12 protein-coding genes are annotated in these 13,192 nt (G+C 72.8%); 11 read left to right on the top strand and 1 reads right to left on the bottom strand.

Annotation, left to right across the window (positions count from 1 at the left end; translation table 11 throughout):
- The first annotated feature begins 94 nt into the window (after positions 1 to 94).
- The 11 genes from BKD26_RS16435 to BKD26_RS16385 all read left to right on the top strand — a co-directional run bounded on the left by BKD26_RS16435 (position 95) and on the right by BKD26_RS16385 (position 11,780).
- Positions 95 to 991: an EamA family transporter gene (locus BKD26_RS16435; RefSeq protein WP_241518703.1), complete on the top strand. Its 897-nt coding sequence runs from the start codon at positions 95 to 97 to the stop codon at positions 989 to 991.
- Between the two features lie 92 nt (positions 992 to 1,083).
- Complete coding sequence (locus BKD26_RS16430; protein ID WP_241518689.1) at positions 1,084 to 1,869, top strand: TIGR03084 family metal-binding protein; 786 nt, start codon at positions 1,084 to 1,086, stop codon at positions 1,867 to 1,869.
- Positions 1,866 to 3,539 (top strand): acyclic terpene utilization AtuA family protein, encoded by a 1,674-nt coding sequence (locus BKD26_RS16425; protein ID WP_084898606.1) that lies wholly within the window; start codon positions 1,866 to 1,868, stop codon positions 3,537 to 3,539. Before BKD26_RS16430 ends, BKD26_RS16425 begins: the two co-directional genes overlap by 4 nt.
- Positions 3,536 to 5,134 (top strand): carboxyl transferase domain-containing protein, encoded by a 1,599-nt coding sequence (locus BKD26_RS16420; protein WP_084898605.1) that lies wholly within the window; start codon positions 3,536 to 3,538, stop codon positions 5,132 to 5,134. The genes BKD26_RS16425 and BKD26_RS16420 overlap by 4 nt, the downstream gene beginning before the upstream one ends.
- A gap of 10 nt (positions 5,135 to 5,144) precedes the next feature.
- A complete protein-coding gene (locus BKD26_RS16415; RefSeq protein ID WP_084898604.1) occupies positions 5,145 to 7,031 on the top strand; it encodes a biotin carboxylase N-terminal domain-containing protein in 1,887 nt (628 codons plus the stop codon).
- On the top strand, positions 7,028 to 8,161 hold the full coding sequence (locus BKD26_RS16410) for an acyl-CoA dehydrogenase family protein (RefSeq protein ID WP_084898603.1): 1,134 nt from the start codon (positions 7,028 to 7,030) through the stop codon (positions 8,159 to 8,161). Before BKD26_RS16415 ends, BKD26_RS16410 begins: the two co-directional genes overlap by 4 nt.
- A 15-nt stretch (positions 8,162 to 8,176) precedes the next feature.
- On the top strand, positions 8,177 to 9,754 hold the full coding sequence (locus BKD26_RS16405; RefSeq protein ID WP_084898602.1) for a 4-coumarate--CoA ligase family protein: 1,578 nt from the start codon (positions 8,177 to 8,179) through the stop codon (positions 9,752 to 9,754).
- Complete coding sequence (locus BKD26_RS16400) at positions 9,751 to 10,488, top strand: enoyl-CoA hydratase family protein (RefSeq protein WP_084898601.1); 738 nt, start codon at positions 9,751 to 9,753, stop codon at positions 10,486 to 10,488. The genes BKD26_RS16405 and BKD26_RS16400 overlap by 4 nt, the downstream gene beginning before the upstream one ends.
- Positions 10,476 to 11,066, top strand: coding sequence for a TetR/AcrR family transcriptional regulator (locus tag BKD26_RS16395; RefSeq protein ID WP_084898600.1), 591 nt, complete (start codon positions 10,476 to 10,478; stop codon positions 11,064 to 11,066). The genes BKD26_RS16400 and BKD26_RS16395 overlap by 13 nt, the downstream gene beginning before the upstream one ends.
- Positions 11,067 to 11,124: 58 nt before the next feature.
- Positions 11,125 to 11,382, top strand: a complete 258-nt coding sequence (locus BKD26_RS16390) for a hypothetical protein (RefSeq protein WP_084898599.1) — start codon at positions 11,125 to 11,127, stop codon at positions 11,380 to 11,382.
- Positions 11,379 to 11,780, top strand: coding sequence for a PIN domain-containing protein (locus BKD26_RS16385; protein ID WP_084898598.1), 402 nt, complete (start codon positions 11,379 to 11,381; stop codon positions 11,778 to 11,780). Before BKD26_RS16390 ends, BKD26_RS16385 begins: the two co-directional genes overlap by 4 nt.
- 67 nt (positions 11,781 to 11,847) lie before the next feature.
- On the opposite strand, the gene BKD26_RS16380 is transcribed toward BKD26_RS16385, so the two are convergent.
- Entirely contained in the window at positions 11,848 to 12,948 is a 1,101-nt protein-coding gene (locus tag BKD26_RS16380) for a citrate synthase 2 (RefSeq protein ID WP_084898597.1), read from the bottom strand.
- Positions 12,949 to 13,192: the final 244 nt, after the last annotated feature.

Here is a 13,192-nt window from a genome sequence, read left to right as displayed (position 1 = left end):
ATGTGTCGCTGGAATATGCCCAGCAGGAAGTCCTGAGGTCCCGGTGGACGCCACCCCTACCGATGCCCGTACCGCCGACGCCGCAGCCGTCGCGCTGCCCGAGGTCGCCGCCGCGCATCCCGAGGGCGGTGTCGCCCGGCGGCGGGGCGCGGTCGGGCCGGTGGCGCTGGTGGTGGCCGGGGGGCTGTCGGTGCAGTTCGGGTCGGCCGTCGCCGTGCTGCTGATGCCGCGCGCCGGTGCCCTCGGGGTGGTCACGCTGCGGCTGATCCTCGCCGCCCTCGTGCTGCTGGCGGTGTGCCGGCCCAAGGTGGGGGGGTACGCGCGGGCCGACTGGGGGACGGTGCTGGCGTTCGGCGCCGCCATGGCGGGGATGAACGTGCTCTTCTACCAGGCCGCCGACCGCATCCCGCTGGGCGCCGCCGTCACCCTGGAGGTGCTCGGGCCGCTCGTCCTGTCGGTGGTCGCCTCGCGAAGGCTGGTCAGCTTCGTGTGGGCCGGGCTCGCGCTGGCCGGGGTGGTGCTGCTGAGCGGGGGAGGATTCGACCGGCTGGACCCCGTGGGCGCGGTGTTCGCGCTCGCGGCGGGCGTGATGTGGGCGGCGTACATCGTCTTCAGCGCCCGCACCGGGCGGCGGTTCCCACAGGCGGACGGGCTGGCGCTCGCGATGGCCGTCGGCGCGGTGCTGAGCCTGCCGCTGGGCATCGTGGAGGCCGGGTCGAAGCTGCTGGTGCCGTCGACGATCGCCCTGGGCCTCGCCGTCGCGCTGATGTCGTCCGTCCTCCCGTACACCCTCGAACTGCTCGCCCTGCGCCGCCTGCCCGCGCCGACCTTCGCGATCCTCATGAGCCTGGAGCCCGGGATCGCGGCGACGGCCGGGTTCCTCGTGCTGCACCAAGCCCTGTCCGTCACCGACGCGTTGGCGATAGCGCTGGTCATCGCGGCCAGCATGGGGGCGGTGCGGTCCCAGGTGGCCGGAAAGCCGAAAAAGTAAAGCAAGCACGCTTGCTTGTTTCTCCGGGCGCTGCCATGCTCCGGGGCACGCACTGCCGTGTCCGTGCCCCGTGCCGTCGGAGGGAGCGCTCCGTGTCCCAAGCCCTGCTGGATGATCTGCGCGACGAGAGCGAGGAAGTCGACCGGCTGGTCGCAGGCCTGGAACCGGACGGCTGGGCCACGCCCACCCCCGCCCCCCGCTGGACCGTCGCCCACCAGATCGCCCACCTGGCGTGGACCGACGACGCGGCCCTGCTCGCCGTCACGGACGCGGACCGGTTCGCCGCGCACGTCGACGAGGCGCTCGAGGCCCCCGACACCTTCGTCGACGACGGGGCGGAGGCAGGCGCCGCCGAACCGCCCGCCAGGCTCCTCGCCCGCTGGCGCGACGGCCGCTCACGGCTCCTCGACGCCCTCGCGGCCGCTCCCGCAGGGGCCCGTTTCCCCTGGTACGGGCCGCCCATGAGCGCCGCGTCCATGGCGACCGCCCGCCTGATGGAGACCTGGGCGCACGGCCAGGACATCGCCGACGCCCTCGGCGCCGTACGCCCCCCGACCGCCCGGCTGCGGCACGTCGCCTGGATCGGCGTACGGGCCCGGGACTACGCCTATGCCGTACGGGGCATGACACCGCCCGCCGAGCCCTTCCGGGTGGAGCTGACCTCGCCCGATGGAAGCCTCTGGGCGTTTGGTCCGGAAGACGCCCCCCAGCGGATCACCGGGCCCGCCCTCGACTTCTGCCTGCTGGTCACCCAGCGGGCCCACCGCGACGACCTGGCCGTACGGGCGGAGGGCCCCGACGCCGACCGATGGATCGGCATCGCGCAGGCCTTCGCCGGACCGGCGGGTCCGGGGCGCAGGCCCAGGGGAGCGGCATGAAGCGGCCGCTGCGGATCGGCAACGCCTCCGGCTTCTACGGCGACCGCTTCGACGCCGTACGCGAGATGCTCACCGGCGGCGACCTGGACGTCCTGACCGGCGACTACCTCGCCGAGCTGACCATGCTCATCCTCGGCCGGGACCGGCTCAAGGACCCCGAGCTGGGCTACGCCAAGACCTTCCTGAAGCAGATGGAGGAGGGCCTCGGGCTCGCCCACGAGCGGGGCGTGAAGATCGTGACCAACGCCGGCGGCCTCAACCCGGCCGGTCTCGCCGACGCGCTGCGCGCCCTCGCGCGGCGGCTCGGCCTGCCGGAGGTGCGCGTCGCGCACGTGGAGGGCGACCAGCTGCCGGTGCCGGACGGGGCGCTGACGGCCAACGCGTACCTGGGCGGCGGCGGCATCACGGCGTGCCTGCGCGGCGGGGCGGATGTGGTGGTGACCGGGCGGGTCACGGACGCGGCGCTGGTCAGCGGGCCGGCGGCGTGGTGGTTCGGGTGGGGGCCGGAGGCGTACGACCGGCTGGCGGGCGCGGTGGTCGCCGGGCACGTCCTGGAGTGCGGGACGCAGGCGACGGGCGGCAACTACGCCTTCTTCGCCCGCCACGACATACGCCGGCCCGGCTTCCCGGTCGCCGAGCTGTACGAGGACGGGTCTTCCGTCATCGCCAAACAGGACGGTACGGGCGGGGTCGTCGACGTCGGCACGGTCACCGCGCAACTGCTGTACGAGACGGCGGGCGCCCGGTACGCGGGGCCGGATGTGACGGCGCGGCTGGACACGGTGCGGCTGGAGGCGGACGGCCGCGACCGGGTGCGGATCTCCGGCGTACGGGGCGAGGCGCCGCCTCCGACGCTGAAGGCCGGGCTGAACCGGCTCGGCGGCTGGCGCAACGAGGTCGTGTTCGTGCTGACGGGACTCGACATCGAGGCCAAGGCGCGGCTGGTACGGGAGCAGTTGGAGGGTTCCTTCGCGAAGAGCGCCGAGGCGCGGTGGGAGCTGGCCCGCACCGACCGGCCGGACGCCGGTACGGAGGAGACGGCCAGCGCCCTGCTGCGGCTGGTCGTCCGGGACGCCGACCCCGACGCGGTGGGCCGGGCCGTGAGCGGCGCGGCCATCGAGCTGGCCCTCGGCAGCTACCCCGGCTTCCACGTGACCGCCCCGCCGGGAAAGGGCGCGCCCTACGGCGTGTTCGAGGCGGTGTACGTCGACCCCGGCACCGTCACGCACACCGCCGTACTCCCGGACGGCGAGCGCCTGGTGGTCCCGGCACCGCCGAGCACGCGGGCCCTGGAGCCCGTCCCTCAGCTGCCCCTCCCCGAACCCCTCCCGGACGGTCCGCTACGCCGCGCCCCGCTCGGGCTGGTCGCCGGGGCGAGGAGCGGCGACAAGGGCGGCGACGCCAACGTGGGCGTGTGGGCGCCCACGGATGAGGCGTGGCGCTGGCTCGCCCACGCGCTGACCGTCGACCGGCTGCGCGAACTGATCCCGGAAACCGCGCCGCTGGAAGTCGTACGGCACGTCCTGCCGAACCTCCGCGCGCTGAACTTCGTCGTCAGCGGCCTGCTGGGCGAGGGCGTCGCCGCCCAGGCCCGGTTCGACCCCCAGGCCAAGGCGCTGGGCGAATGGCTGCGCGCCCGCCACCTCGACATCCCGGAGGCCCTGCTGTGACCGTCCTCCCCACCGCCCTCGACCCCACCGGGCCCGATTACGCCGCCCACCGCGAGGCCATGCTCGCCAAGCTCGCCGCGCTGGAGTCCGAGCACGCCAAAGCGCTCGCGGGCGGCGGCGAGAAGTATGTCGACCGGCACCGGGGGCGGGGCAAGCTGCTGGCCCGCGAGCGCATCGAGCTGCTCCTGGACCCCGACGCGCCGTTCCTCGAACTGTCCCCGCTGGCCGCCTGGGGCAGCGACTACCCCGTGGGCGCGTCGCTCGTCACCGGCATCGGGGTCGTCGAGGGCGTCGAGTGCCTGATCACGGCCAACGACCCGACCGTACGCGGCGGCGCGTCCAACCCCTGGACGCTGCGGAAGGCGCTGCGCGCGAACGAGATCGCGTACGCCAACCGCCTGCCCTGCATCGCCCTCGTCGAGTCCGGCGGCGCGGATCTGCCGTCCCAGAAGGAGATCTTCATCCCCGGCGGGGCGCTGTTCCGCGACATCACCCGGCTGTCCGCCGCCGGAATCCCCACCATCGCGGTCGTCTTCGGCAACTCGACGGCGGGCGGCGCCTATGTGCCCGGCATGTCCGACCACACCGTCATGATCAAGGAGCGGTCGAAGGTCTTCCTCGGCGGCCCGCCGCTCGTGAAGATGGCCACCGGGGAGGAGAGCGACGACGAGTCGCTCGGCGGCGCCGAGATGCACGCGCGCGTGTCGGGGCTCGCGGACCACTACGCCGTCGACGAGGCCGACGCGATCCGGCAGGCCCGCCGGATCGTCGCCCGCCTCAACCACCGCAAGGCCCACCCCGATCCGGGCCCGGCCGAGCCGCCGAAGTACGACCCGGAGGAACTCCTCGGTATCGTGCCCGGCGACCTGAAGACGCCCTTCGACCCGCGCGAGGTCATCGCCCGGATCGTCGACGGCTCGGACTTCGACGAGTTCAAGCCGCTGTACGGGCCCTCGCTCACCACCGGATGGGCAAGCCTGCACGGCTATCCGGTCGGGATCCTCGCCAACGCCCAAGGGGTGCTGTTCTCCGCCGAGTCCCAGAAGGCGGCACAGTTCATCCAGCTCGCCAACCAGCGGGACATCCCGCTGCTCTTCCTGCACAACACCACCGGCTACATGGTCGGCAAGGAGTACGAGCAGGGCGGCATCATCAAGCACGGCGCGATGATGATCAACGCGGTCAGCAACTCGAAGGTCCCGCACCTGTCGGTCCTCATGGGCGCGTCGTACGGCGCCGGCCACTACGGCATGTGCGGGCGCGCCTACGACCCCCGTTTCCTGTTCGCCTGGCCCAGCGCCAAGTCCGCCGTCATGGGCCCGCAGCAGCTCGCCGGCGTCCTGTCGATCGTCGCCCGCGCGTCGGCGGCGGCGAAGGGGCAGCCGTACGACGACGAGGGCGACGCCGCGCTGCGCGCCATGGTGGAGCAGCAGATCGAGTCCGAGTCGCTGCCGGTGTTCCTGTCGGGGCGGCTGTACGACGACGGCGTCATCGACCCGCGCGACACCCGGACCGTCCTCGGCCTGTGCCTCTCCGCGATCCACACCGCCCCGGTCGAAGGCGCGCGCGGCGGCTTCGGCGTCTTCCGGATGTGAGGACCACTCCATGATCTCTTCTGTCCTTGTCGCCAACCGGGCCGAGATCGCCTGCCGCGTCTTCCGTACGTGCCGCTCGCTCGGCATCGACACGGTGGCCGTCCACTCCGACGCGGACGCGGCCGCCCTGCACGTCCGCGAGGCCGACACGGCGGTACGGCTGCCGGGGGCGGCGCCCTCCGAGACGTATCTGCGCGGCGACCTGATCGTGAAGGCCGCGCTGGCGGCGGGCGCGGACGCGGTGCACCCGGGGTACGGGTTCCTGTCCGAGAACGCCGACTTCGCGCGGGCGGTCCTCGACGCGGGGCTGACGTGGATCGGCCCACCGCCGAAGGCGATCGAGACGATGGCGTCCAAGACGCGGGCGAAGGAGCTGATGGCGGCGGCCGGCGTGCCGCTCCTGGCGCCCGTGGACCCGGCGAAGGCCACGTCCGAGGACCTCCCTCTGTTGCTGAAGGCGGCGGCGGGCGGGGGTGGCCGGGGCATGCGGGTCGTCCGGGACCTGGCCGCGCTGCCGGGTGAGCTGGCGGCGGCGACCGCCGAGGCACGCTCGGCGTTCGGGGACGGCGAGGTGTTCGCGGAGCCGTACGTCGAGCGCGGCCGCCACGTCGAGGTCCAGGTCCTCGCCGACGCGCACGGCACGGTGTGGGCGCTCGGCACCCGCGACTGCTCGCTCCAGCGGCGGCACCAGAAGGTCATCGAGGAGGCCCCGGCACCGGGCCTGAGCGCCGCCCTCCGCGAGACGCTGCACGCCTCGGCGGTGGCGGCGGCGCGGGCGGTGGGGTACGTCGGCGCGGGCACGGTCGAGTTCCTGGTCGCCGGTGACCAGGCGTACTTCCTGGAGATGAACACCCGGCTCCAGGTCGAACACCCCGTCACGGAGGCGGTCTTCGGCCTGGACCTCGTGGCCCTGCAACTGCGTGTGGCCGAGGGCGACGCGCTGCCGCCCGAACCCCCGGCCCCGTCCGGTCACGCCGTGGAGGCCCGCCTGTACGCGGAGGACCCGGCCAGGGACTGGGCCCCGCAGACGGGGGTCCTGCACGCGCTGGAGTTCCCCACAGGCGTGCGCGTCGACGCCGGGTACGCCGCCGGGGACACGGTCGGCGTCCACTACGACGCCATGCTCGCCAAGGTGGTCGCCCACGCGCCCACCCGTGCCGAGGCCGTGCGGAAGCTGGCGCACGCCCTCGTACGGGCCCGGCTGCACGGGCCGGTCACCAACCGGGACCTGCTCGTGCGGTCGCTGCGGCACCCGGACTTCGTGGCGGGGCGCCTCGACACCGGGTTCTACGAGCGGCACCTCGCCGGGCTGACCGCCCCCGAGCCCGGTGAGGCGTACGCGGCCGTCGCCGCCGCCCTCGCCGCCGCGTCCCGCCGCTCCGGGCGGTTCGGCGCCTTCCGCAACGTACCGTCGCAGCCGCAGAGCGCCCGCTACGGCGACCACGAGGTGCGTTACCGGCCCACCCGGGACGGCGGGTTCACCGTCGAATCCCACCCGCACGCGCGCGTGGTGGCCGTTTCGCCCGGGTGCGTGAGCCTCGACGTGGACGGCGTCGTACGGCGCTTCCAGGTGGCCGCGTACGACGACGGCACCGTCCATGTCGGGCCGTACCGGCTGGCCGCCCACCCCCGGTTCACCGACCCCGCCGAGCGCACCGCGCCCGGCTCGCTGCTCGCGCCCATGCCCGGCACGGTCGTCCGGGTCGCCGGCGTCGAGGTCGGTGCCCGCGTCGAGGCGGGGCAGCCGCTCGTCTGGCTGGAGGCGATGAAGATGGAGCACCGGATCACCGCTCCCGCCTCCGGCACGCTCACCGCGCTCCACGCCGCCCCCGGCCGCCAGGTCGAGGTCGGTGCCCTGCTCGCCGTCGTACAGGAAGTACAGGAGGAACAGGCATGACCGGACGTCTTGAGACCGAAGAGCACCAGGCCCTCCGCGCCGCCGTCGCCGCACTCGGCCGCCGCCACGGGCGGGAACACGACCGCGAGGCGCTCTGGGCCGAGGCCGGCAAGCTCGGCTACCTCGGGGTCAACCTGCCCGAGGAGTACGGCGGCGGGGGCGGCGGCATGGCCGAGCTGTCCATCGTCCTGGAGGAGCTGGGCGCGGCGGGCTGCCCGCTGCTGATGATGGTCGTCTCGCCCGCCATCTGCGGCACCGTCATCGCCCGCTTCGGCACCGACGAACAGAAGGCCCGCTGGCTGCCGGGCCTCGCCGACGGCACCCGGACCATGGCGTTCGGCATCACCGAGCCCGACGCGGGCTCCAACTCCCACCGGATCACCACCACCGCCCGCCGCGACGGGGACGAGTGGGTGCTCACCGGCCGCAAGGTCTTCATCTCCGGCGTCGACATCGCCGACGCCACCCTGATCGTGGGGCGTACGGAAGACGCCCGGACGGGGAAGCTCAAGCCCTGCCTGTTCGTCGTCCCGCGTGACGCGCCCGGCTTCGGGCGCCGGCAGATCGACATGGAACTGAACGCCCACGAGAAGCAGTTCGAGCTGACCCTCGACGACGTACGCCTCCCGGCGGACGCCCTGGTGGGCGACGAGGACGCCGGGCTGCTCCAGCTGTTCGCCGGGCTCAACCCGGAGCGCATCATGACCGCCGCCTTCGCCCTCGGCATGGGCCGGTACGCGGTGACGAAGGCCGTCGCGTACGCCAAGGACCGCCAGGTCTGGAAGGCCCCCATCGGCGCCCACCAGGCCGTCGCCCACCCCCTCGCCCAGGCGCACATCGAGCTGGAACTGGCCCGACTGATGATGCAGAAGGCCGCCCACCTCTACGACGCGGGGGACGACATCGGCGCGGGTGAGGCCGCCAATATGGCCAAGTACGCCGCCGCCGAGGCGTGCGTGAAGGCCGTCGACCAGTCCGTGCACACCCTCGGCGGAAACGGTCTCACGCGCGAGTTCGGTCTCGCGTCGCTCATCACCGCGTCCCGAGTGGCACGCATCGCTCCGGTAAGCCGGGAAATGATTCTGAACTACGTGTCCCACCAATCGCTCGGCCTGCCCAAGTCGTACTGACCCGTAGGAGCCGTGATGGTGTTCCACAGCGAGTACGCGGACGTCCCGACCGTCTCCCTCCCCATCCACGACGCGGTACTGGGCCGGTCGGCACCCGCGTACGCCGACGAGGTCGCCCTCGTCGACGGGGCGGGCGACCTGACCCTCACGTACGGCAGGCTCGACACCTACCACCGGCGGGTCGCCGCCGCGCTCGCCGAGGCGGGGCTGCGCAAGGGTGACGTCCTGGCCCTGCACAGCCCCAACACGGTCGCCTACCCGGTGGTCTTCTACGGGGCGACGCGCGCCGGAGCGGCTGTCACCACCGTCCACCCGCTGGCCACGCCGGAGGAGTTCGCCAAGCAGCTGCGGGACTCCTCCGCCCGCTGGATCGTCACCGTCTCGCCGCTCCTCGCCGCCGCGCGGCGGGCCGCCGAACTGGCGGGCGGCGTGGCGGAGATCTTCGTGTGCGACGAGGCCGAAGGGCACCGCTCGATCCTCGACATGCTCGGCGGGGCCGCGCCCGAACCGGCCGTCGCCATCGACCCGGACGAGGACCTCGCGGCCCTGCCGTACTCGTCGGGCACCACCGGCGTCCCCAAGGGCGTCATGCTCACGCACCGCTCCATCGCCACCAACCTGGCGCAGCTGGAGCCGACGATCCCGATGGGCCCCGGGGACCGGATCCTGGCGGTGCTTCCCTTCTTCCACATATACGGGCTGACCGCGCTGATGAACGCCCCGCTGCGGCAGGGCGCCACCGTCGTCGTCCTGCCCCGCTTCGACCTCGACCAGTTCCTCGCCGCGATCGAGAAGCACCGCGTCAACGCCCTGTACGTCGCCCCGCCGATCGTCCTCGCGCTCGCCAAGCACCCGGCTGTCGAGCGCTACGACCTGTCGTCGCTGGAGTACATCGTCAGCGCGGCCGCCCCGCTGGACGCGCGCCTCGCCGAGGCCTGCTCGGCCCGCCTCGGCCTGCCACCGGTACGGCAGGCGTACGGCATGACGGAGCTGTCGCCCGGCACGCACGTCGTCCCGCTGGACGCGACGGACCCCCCACCGGGCACGGTGGGCAAGCTGTTGCCCAACACCGAGATGCGGATCCTGTCGCTGGACGATCCGGACAAGGACGCCGGCCCCGGCGAGGAGGGCGAGATCGCGATCCGGGGCCCACAGGTGATGAAGGGGTACCTGGGCCGGCCCGACGCGACCGCCGCGATGATCGACGCCGAGGGGTGGGTCCACACCGGGGACATAGGGCGGGTCGACGCGGACGGGTGGCTGTTCGTCGTCGACCGGGTCAAGGAACTGATCAAGTACAAGGGCTTCCAGGTCGCCCCCGCCGAGCTGGAGGCGCTGCTGCTGACCCATGACGGCGTCGCTGACGCGGCGGTGATCGGGGTGTACGACGAGGACGGCAACGAGGTGCCGAACGCGTACGTGGTGCGTCAGCCGGACGCCGGCGAACTGACGGCCGACGACATCATCGCGTTCGTGGCAGGGAAGGTCGCCCCGTACAAGAAGATCCGGCGCGTCGAGTTCATCGACGGCGTGCCGAGGGCGGCGTCGGGGAAAATCCTCCGGCGCGAACTGAGGGAGCGAGAAGGCGCATGACGAGTCTCGTCACCACCGCGCACGAGCGGGGCATCACGACCCTGACGCTGGATTCCCCGGACAACCGCAACGCCCTGTCGGCGCGGCTGGTCGGCGAGCTGGCCGAGGCGCTGGACGGCTGCGGCAAGGACCCGGCGGTACGGGCGGTGGTGCTCACGCACACCGGGTCCACGTTCTGCGCGGGTGCCGACCTGAAGGCGCCGCCCAGCCCGTACACGTTCGTGGCGCTGCTGCGGGCGATCGTGGAGCTGCCGAAGCCGGTGGTGGCCCGGGTGGAGGGGCACGTACGGGCCGGGGGGCTGGGCCTCGTCGGGGCGTGCGACATCGTGGCGGCGGGGACGGGCGTGGACTTCGCGCTGACGGAGGTGCGGATCGGGGTGGCGCCGTCGGTGATCTCCCTGTCCCTGCTGCCGCGCCTCGACGCGCGGGCCGCCGCCCGCTACTACCTCACCGGTGAGCGGTTCGACGCGGCCGAGGCGGCCCGGATCGGGCTGGTGACGGTGGTCGGGGAGGACGTGGACGACGCCCTCGTGCCCGTACTGGACGGGCTGCGCCGGGCGTCCCCGCAGGGGCTGGCGGAGGCCAAGAGGCTGGTGACGGCTAGGGTGCTGGAGATGTTCGAGCGTGACGCGGAGGATCTCGTACAGCGCTCGGCCTCGCTCTTCGCCTCGGCGGAGGCACGCGAGGGAATGACGGCCTTCCTCGAACGACGGGACCCTGTATGGGTGTTGTGACGACTGCCGCGAAGGAGCCGAAGCAGGACCGCAGCCGGGCCACCCGGCAGCGGCTCCTCGCGGCGGCCGTGGCGTGCCTCGCGGAACACGGCTGGGCGGGCTCCACCGTCTCCGTCGTCGCCGAAAGGGCCGGTGTCTCGCGGGGCGCGGCGCAGCACCACTTCCCGACGCGGGAGGACCTGTTCACGGCGGCGGTCGAGTACGTCGCCGAGGAGCGCTCCCAGGCGCTGCGCGCCCTGCCCGTGCAGGACCGCGCGGCGGTCGTCGCCGCCCTGGTCGACCTGTACACCGGCCCGCTGTTCCGGGCGGCGCTGCACCTGTGGGTGGCGGCCTCCAACGAGGAGCAGCTGCGGCCCCGGGTGACGGAGCTGGAGGCGCGGGTCGGCCGCGAGACCCACCGCATCGCCGTCGAGCTGCTGGGCGCCGACGAGTCCCGCCCGGGGGTACGGGAGACGGTCCAGGGCCTGCTGGACATGGCGCGGGGCCTGGGCCTCGCGAACCTGCTGACGGACGACCGGACGCGGCGGGACCGGGTGGTGGCGCAGTGGGGGAAGCTGCTGGACGAGGTGCTGGGCTGACCGAGAGTTCACCCGAAAGTGCATATCGGGGTATGCGTGTCGGCGGTAGGCTTGTCGCATGGCCGAGACGACGCGTATCACGGTGACTCTCCCCACCGCTCTGGTGGAGATTCTGAAGAAGTCGACGGACAACGTGTCCGGATTCGTGGCCGAGGCCGTGGCCGAACGGATACGGCACGACCTGCTGGGGGAGGAACTGCGGCTCTATCAGGAAGAGTACGGAGCCTTCACCGAGGAGGAACTCGCTGAGGCACGCGCCGAGATCTTCGGGGCGCTCGGCATGGACACAGGGCAGAACTCGGCGAGGACAGCTTGAGCGACCACATCAGTTCCGTCGTCCTGGACTCCGAGGGCCTGTCGGCTTGGATCACACGGGACCGGAAGGCCACAACGAAGATCCAGGTCTTCTACGACGTGGGCGCCAGGCTTGTGGTCTGCGCCAACACCATCGTCGAGGTGATGTACGACGGGGTGAACCTTCCTCGGCTTCAGTGGTTGCTGTCGCGGGTGAAGGTCGAACCCGTCACCGAGCAGTCCGCCAAGGCCGCAGCGCGGCTGCTCAAGGACACCGGTTTGCACGGCCACAAGTACGCCATCGACGCCACGGTCGCCGAGATGGCGCTGCGCCAGCCGGGGCCGGTCTTCATGCTCACCTCGGACATCGACGACATGTCCCGCCTCTGCGGTGATCGGGTCCAGCTCATCAGCCTCTGACGACGCGCACGGACGCGAACGGCGCCGCCCCGCGAAGGGGCGGCGCCGTTCCCGTACGTACGGCCGGTCAGCCGGCGATGTCCTCGTAGCCGGCGATCTCGCGCGGGCTGCGCGAGCCCGGACCGACGTAGCGGGCCGAGGGCCGGACCAGGCGGCCGGTGCGCTTCTGCTCCAGGATGTGGGCGGACCAGCCGGCCGTGCGGGCGCAGGTGAACATGGACGTGAACATGTGCGCCGGGACCTCCGCGAAGTCCAGCACGATCGCCGCCCAGAACTCGACGTTCGTCGCCAGGACCCGGTCCGGGCGGCGGGCGTGCAGCTCCTCCAGGGCGGCCCTCTCCAGCGCCTCCGCCACCTCGAAGCGCGGTGCGCCCAGCTCCTTGGCGGTGCGGCGCAGCACGCGGGCGCGCGGGTCCTCGGCGCGGTAGACGCGGTGGCCGAAGCCCATCAGGCGCTCGCCCTTGTCCAGGGCCTGGCGGACGTACGCGCCCGCGTCACCGGTGCGCTCGATCTCCTCGATCATGCCCAGGACGCGGGACGGCGCCCCGCCGTGCAGCGGTCCCGACATGGCGCCGACGGCGCCCGACAGGGCCGCCGCCACGTCCGCGCCCGTGGAGGCGATGACACGGGCGGTGAAGGTCGAGGCGTTCATGCCGTGCTCGGCGGCGGACGTCCAGTACGCGTCCACGGCCTTGACGTGCTTGGGGTCCGGCTCACCGCGCCAGCGGATCATGAACCGCTCGACGACCGACTGCGCCTTGTCGATCTCGCTCTGCGGGACCATGGGCAGGCCCTGGCCGCGCGCCGACTGGGCGACGTACGACAGCGCCATGACGGCGGCACGCGCGAGGTCGTCGCGGGCCTGCTCCTCGTCGATGTCGAGCAGCGGTTTCAGGCCCCACACGGGCGCGAGCATGGCGAGCGCGGACTGGACGTCGACGCGGATGTCACCGGAGTGCACCGGGATCGGGAACGGCTCGGCGGGCGGCAGGCCGGGGTTGAACGCCCCGTCGACCAGCAGGCCCCACACGTTGCCGAAGGAGACCTGACCCACCAGGTCCTCGATGTCGACGCCGCGGTACCGGAGGGCGCCGCCCTCCTTGTCCGGTTCGGCGATCTCCGTCTCGAACGCGACGACTCCTTCGAGTCCGGGTACGAAGTCGGACATCAGGCGGCTCCTCGTGAGGTGTGTCTTCCGGTGGTGCGGTGATGCCCCGTAAGGCTGGTGGTCATCCTCACCGTCGTAGGGAGGGAACAGTGACCCAGCGCATGAGTCTGTCGGGTTCCCCCGATGCGGGGAAGCGTGACATCCGGCACACTCCGCCGAACCGGTCAGGGAGGATTAGTGGCACGCGGTGCCGGGCAGACTGGGGTGCTGCGGCAGGATGGCCTTGTGACAGACGCTCTGGACC

The sequence above is a fragment of the Streptomyces sp. CB03238 genome, assembly GCF_002099185.1.
Taxonomy (GTDB): domain Bacteria; phylum Actinomycetota; class Actinomycetes; order Streptomycetales; family Streptomycetaceae; genus Streptomyces.
Note: the sequence above shows the minus strand (reverse complement) of the source record. Positions and strands in the feature narration are given on the sequence as shown.

Excerpts from the sequence above, each read along its gene's own strand:
- BKD26_RS16405 (WP_084898602.1), top strand. The coding sequence starts at position 8,177 with ATGGTGTTCCACAGCGAGTACGCGGACGTCCCGACCGTCTCCCTCCCC.
- BKD26_RS16380 (WP_084898597.1), bottom strand. The coding sequence starts at position 12,948 with ATGTCCGACTTCGTACCCGGACTCGAAGGAGTCGTCGCGTTCGAGACG.
- BKD26_RS16390 (WP_084898599.1), top strand. The coding sequence starts at position 11,125 with ATGGCCGAGACGACGCGTATCACGGTGACTCTCCCCACCGCTCTGGTG.
- BKD26_RS16395 (WP_084898600.1), top strand. The coding sequence starts at position 10,476 with ATGGGTGTTGTGACGACTGCCGCGAAGGAGCCGAAGCAGGACCGCAGC.
- BKD26_RS16415 (WP_084898604.1), top strand. The coding sequence starts at position 5,145 with ATGATCTCTTCTGTCCTTGTCGCCAACCGGGCCGAGATCGCCTGCCGC.
- BKD26_RS16400 (WP_084898601.1), top strand. The coding sequence starts at position 9,751 with ATGACGAGTCTCGTCACCACCGCGCACGAGCGGGGCATCACGACCCTG.
- BKD26_RS16425 (WP_084898606.1), top strand. The coding sequence starts at position 1,866 with ATGAAGCGGCCGCTGCGGATCGGCAACGCCTCCGGCTTCTACGGCGAC.
- BKD26_RS16410 (WP_084898603.1), top strand. The coding sequence starts at position 7,028 with ATGACCGGACGTCTTGAGACCGAAGAGCACCAGGCCCTCCGCGCCGCC.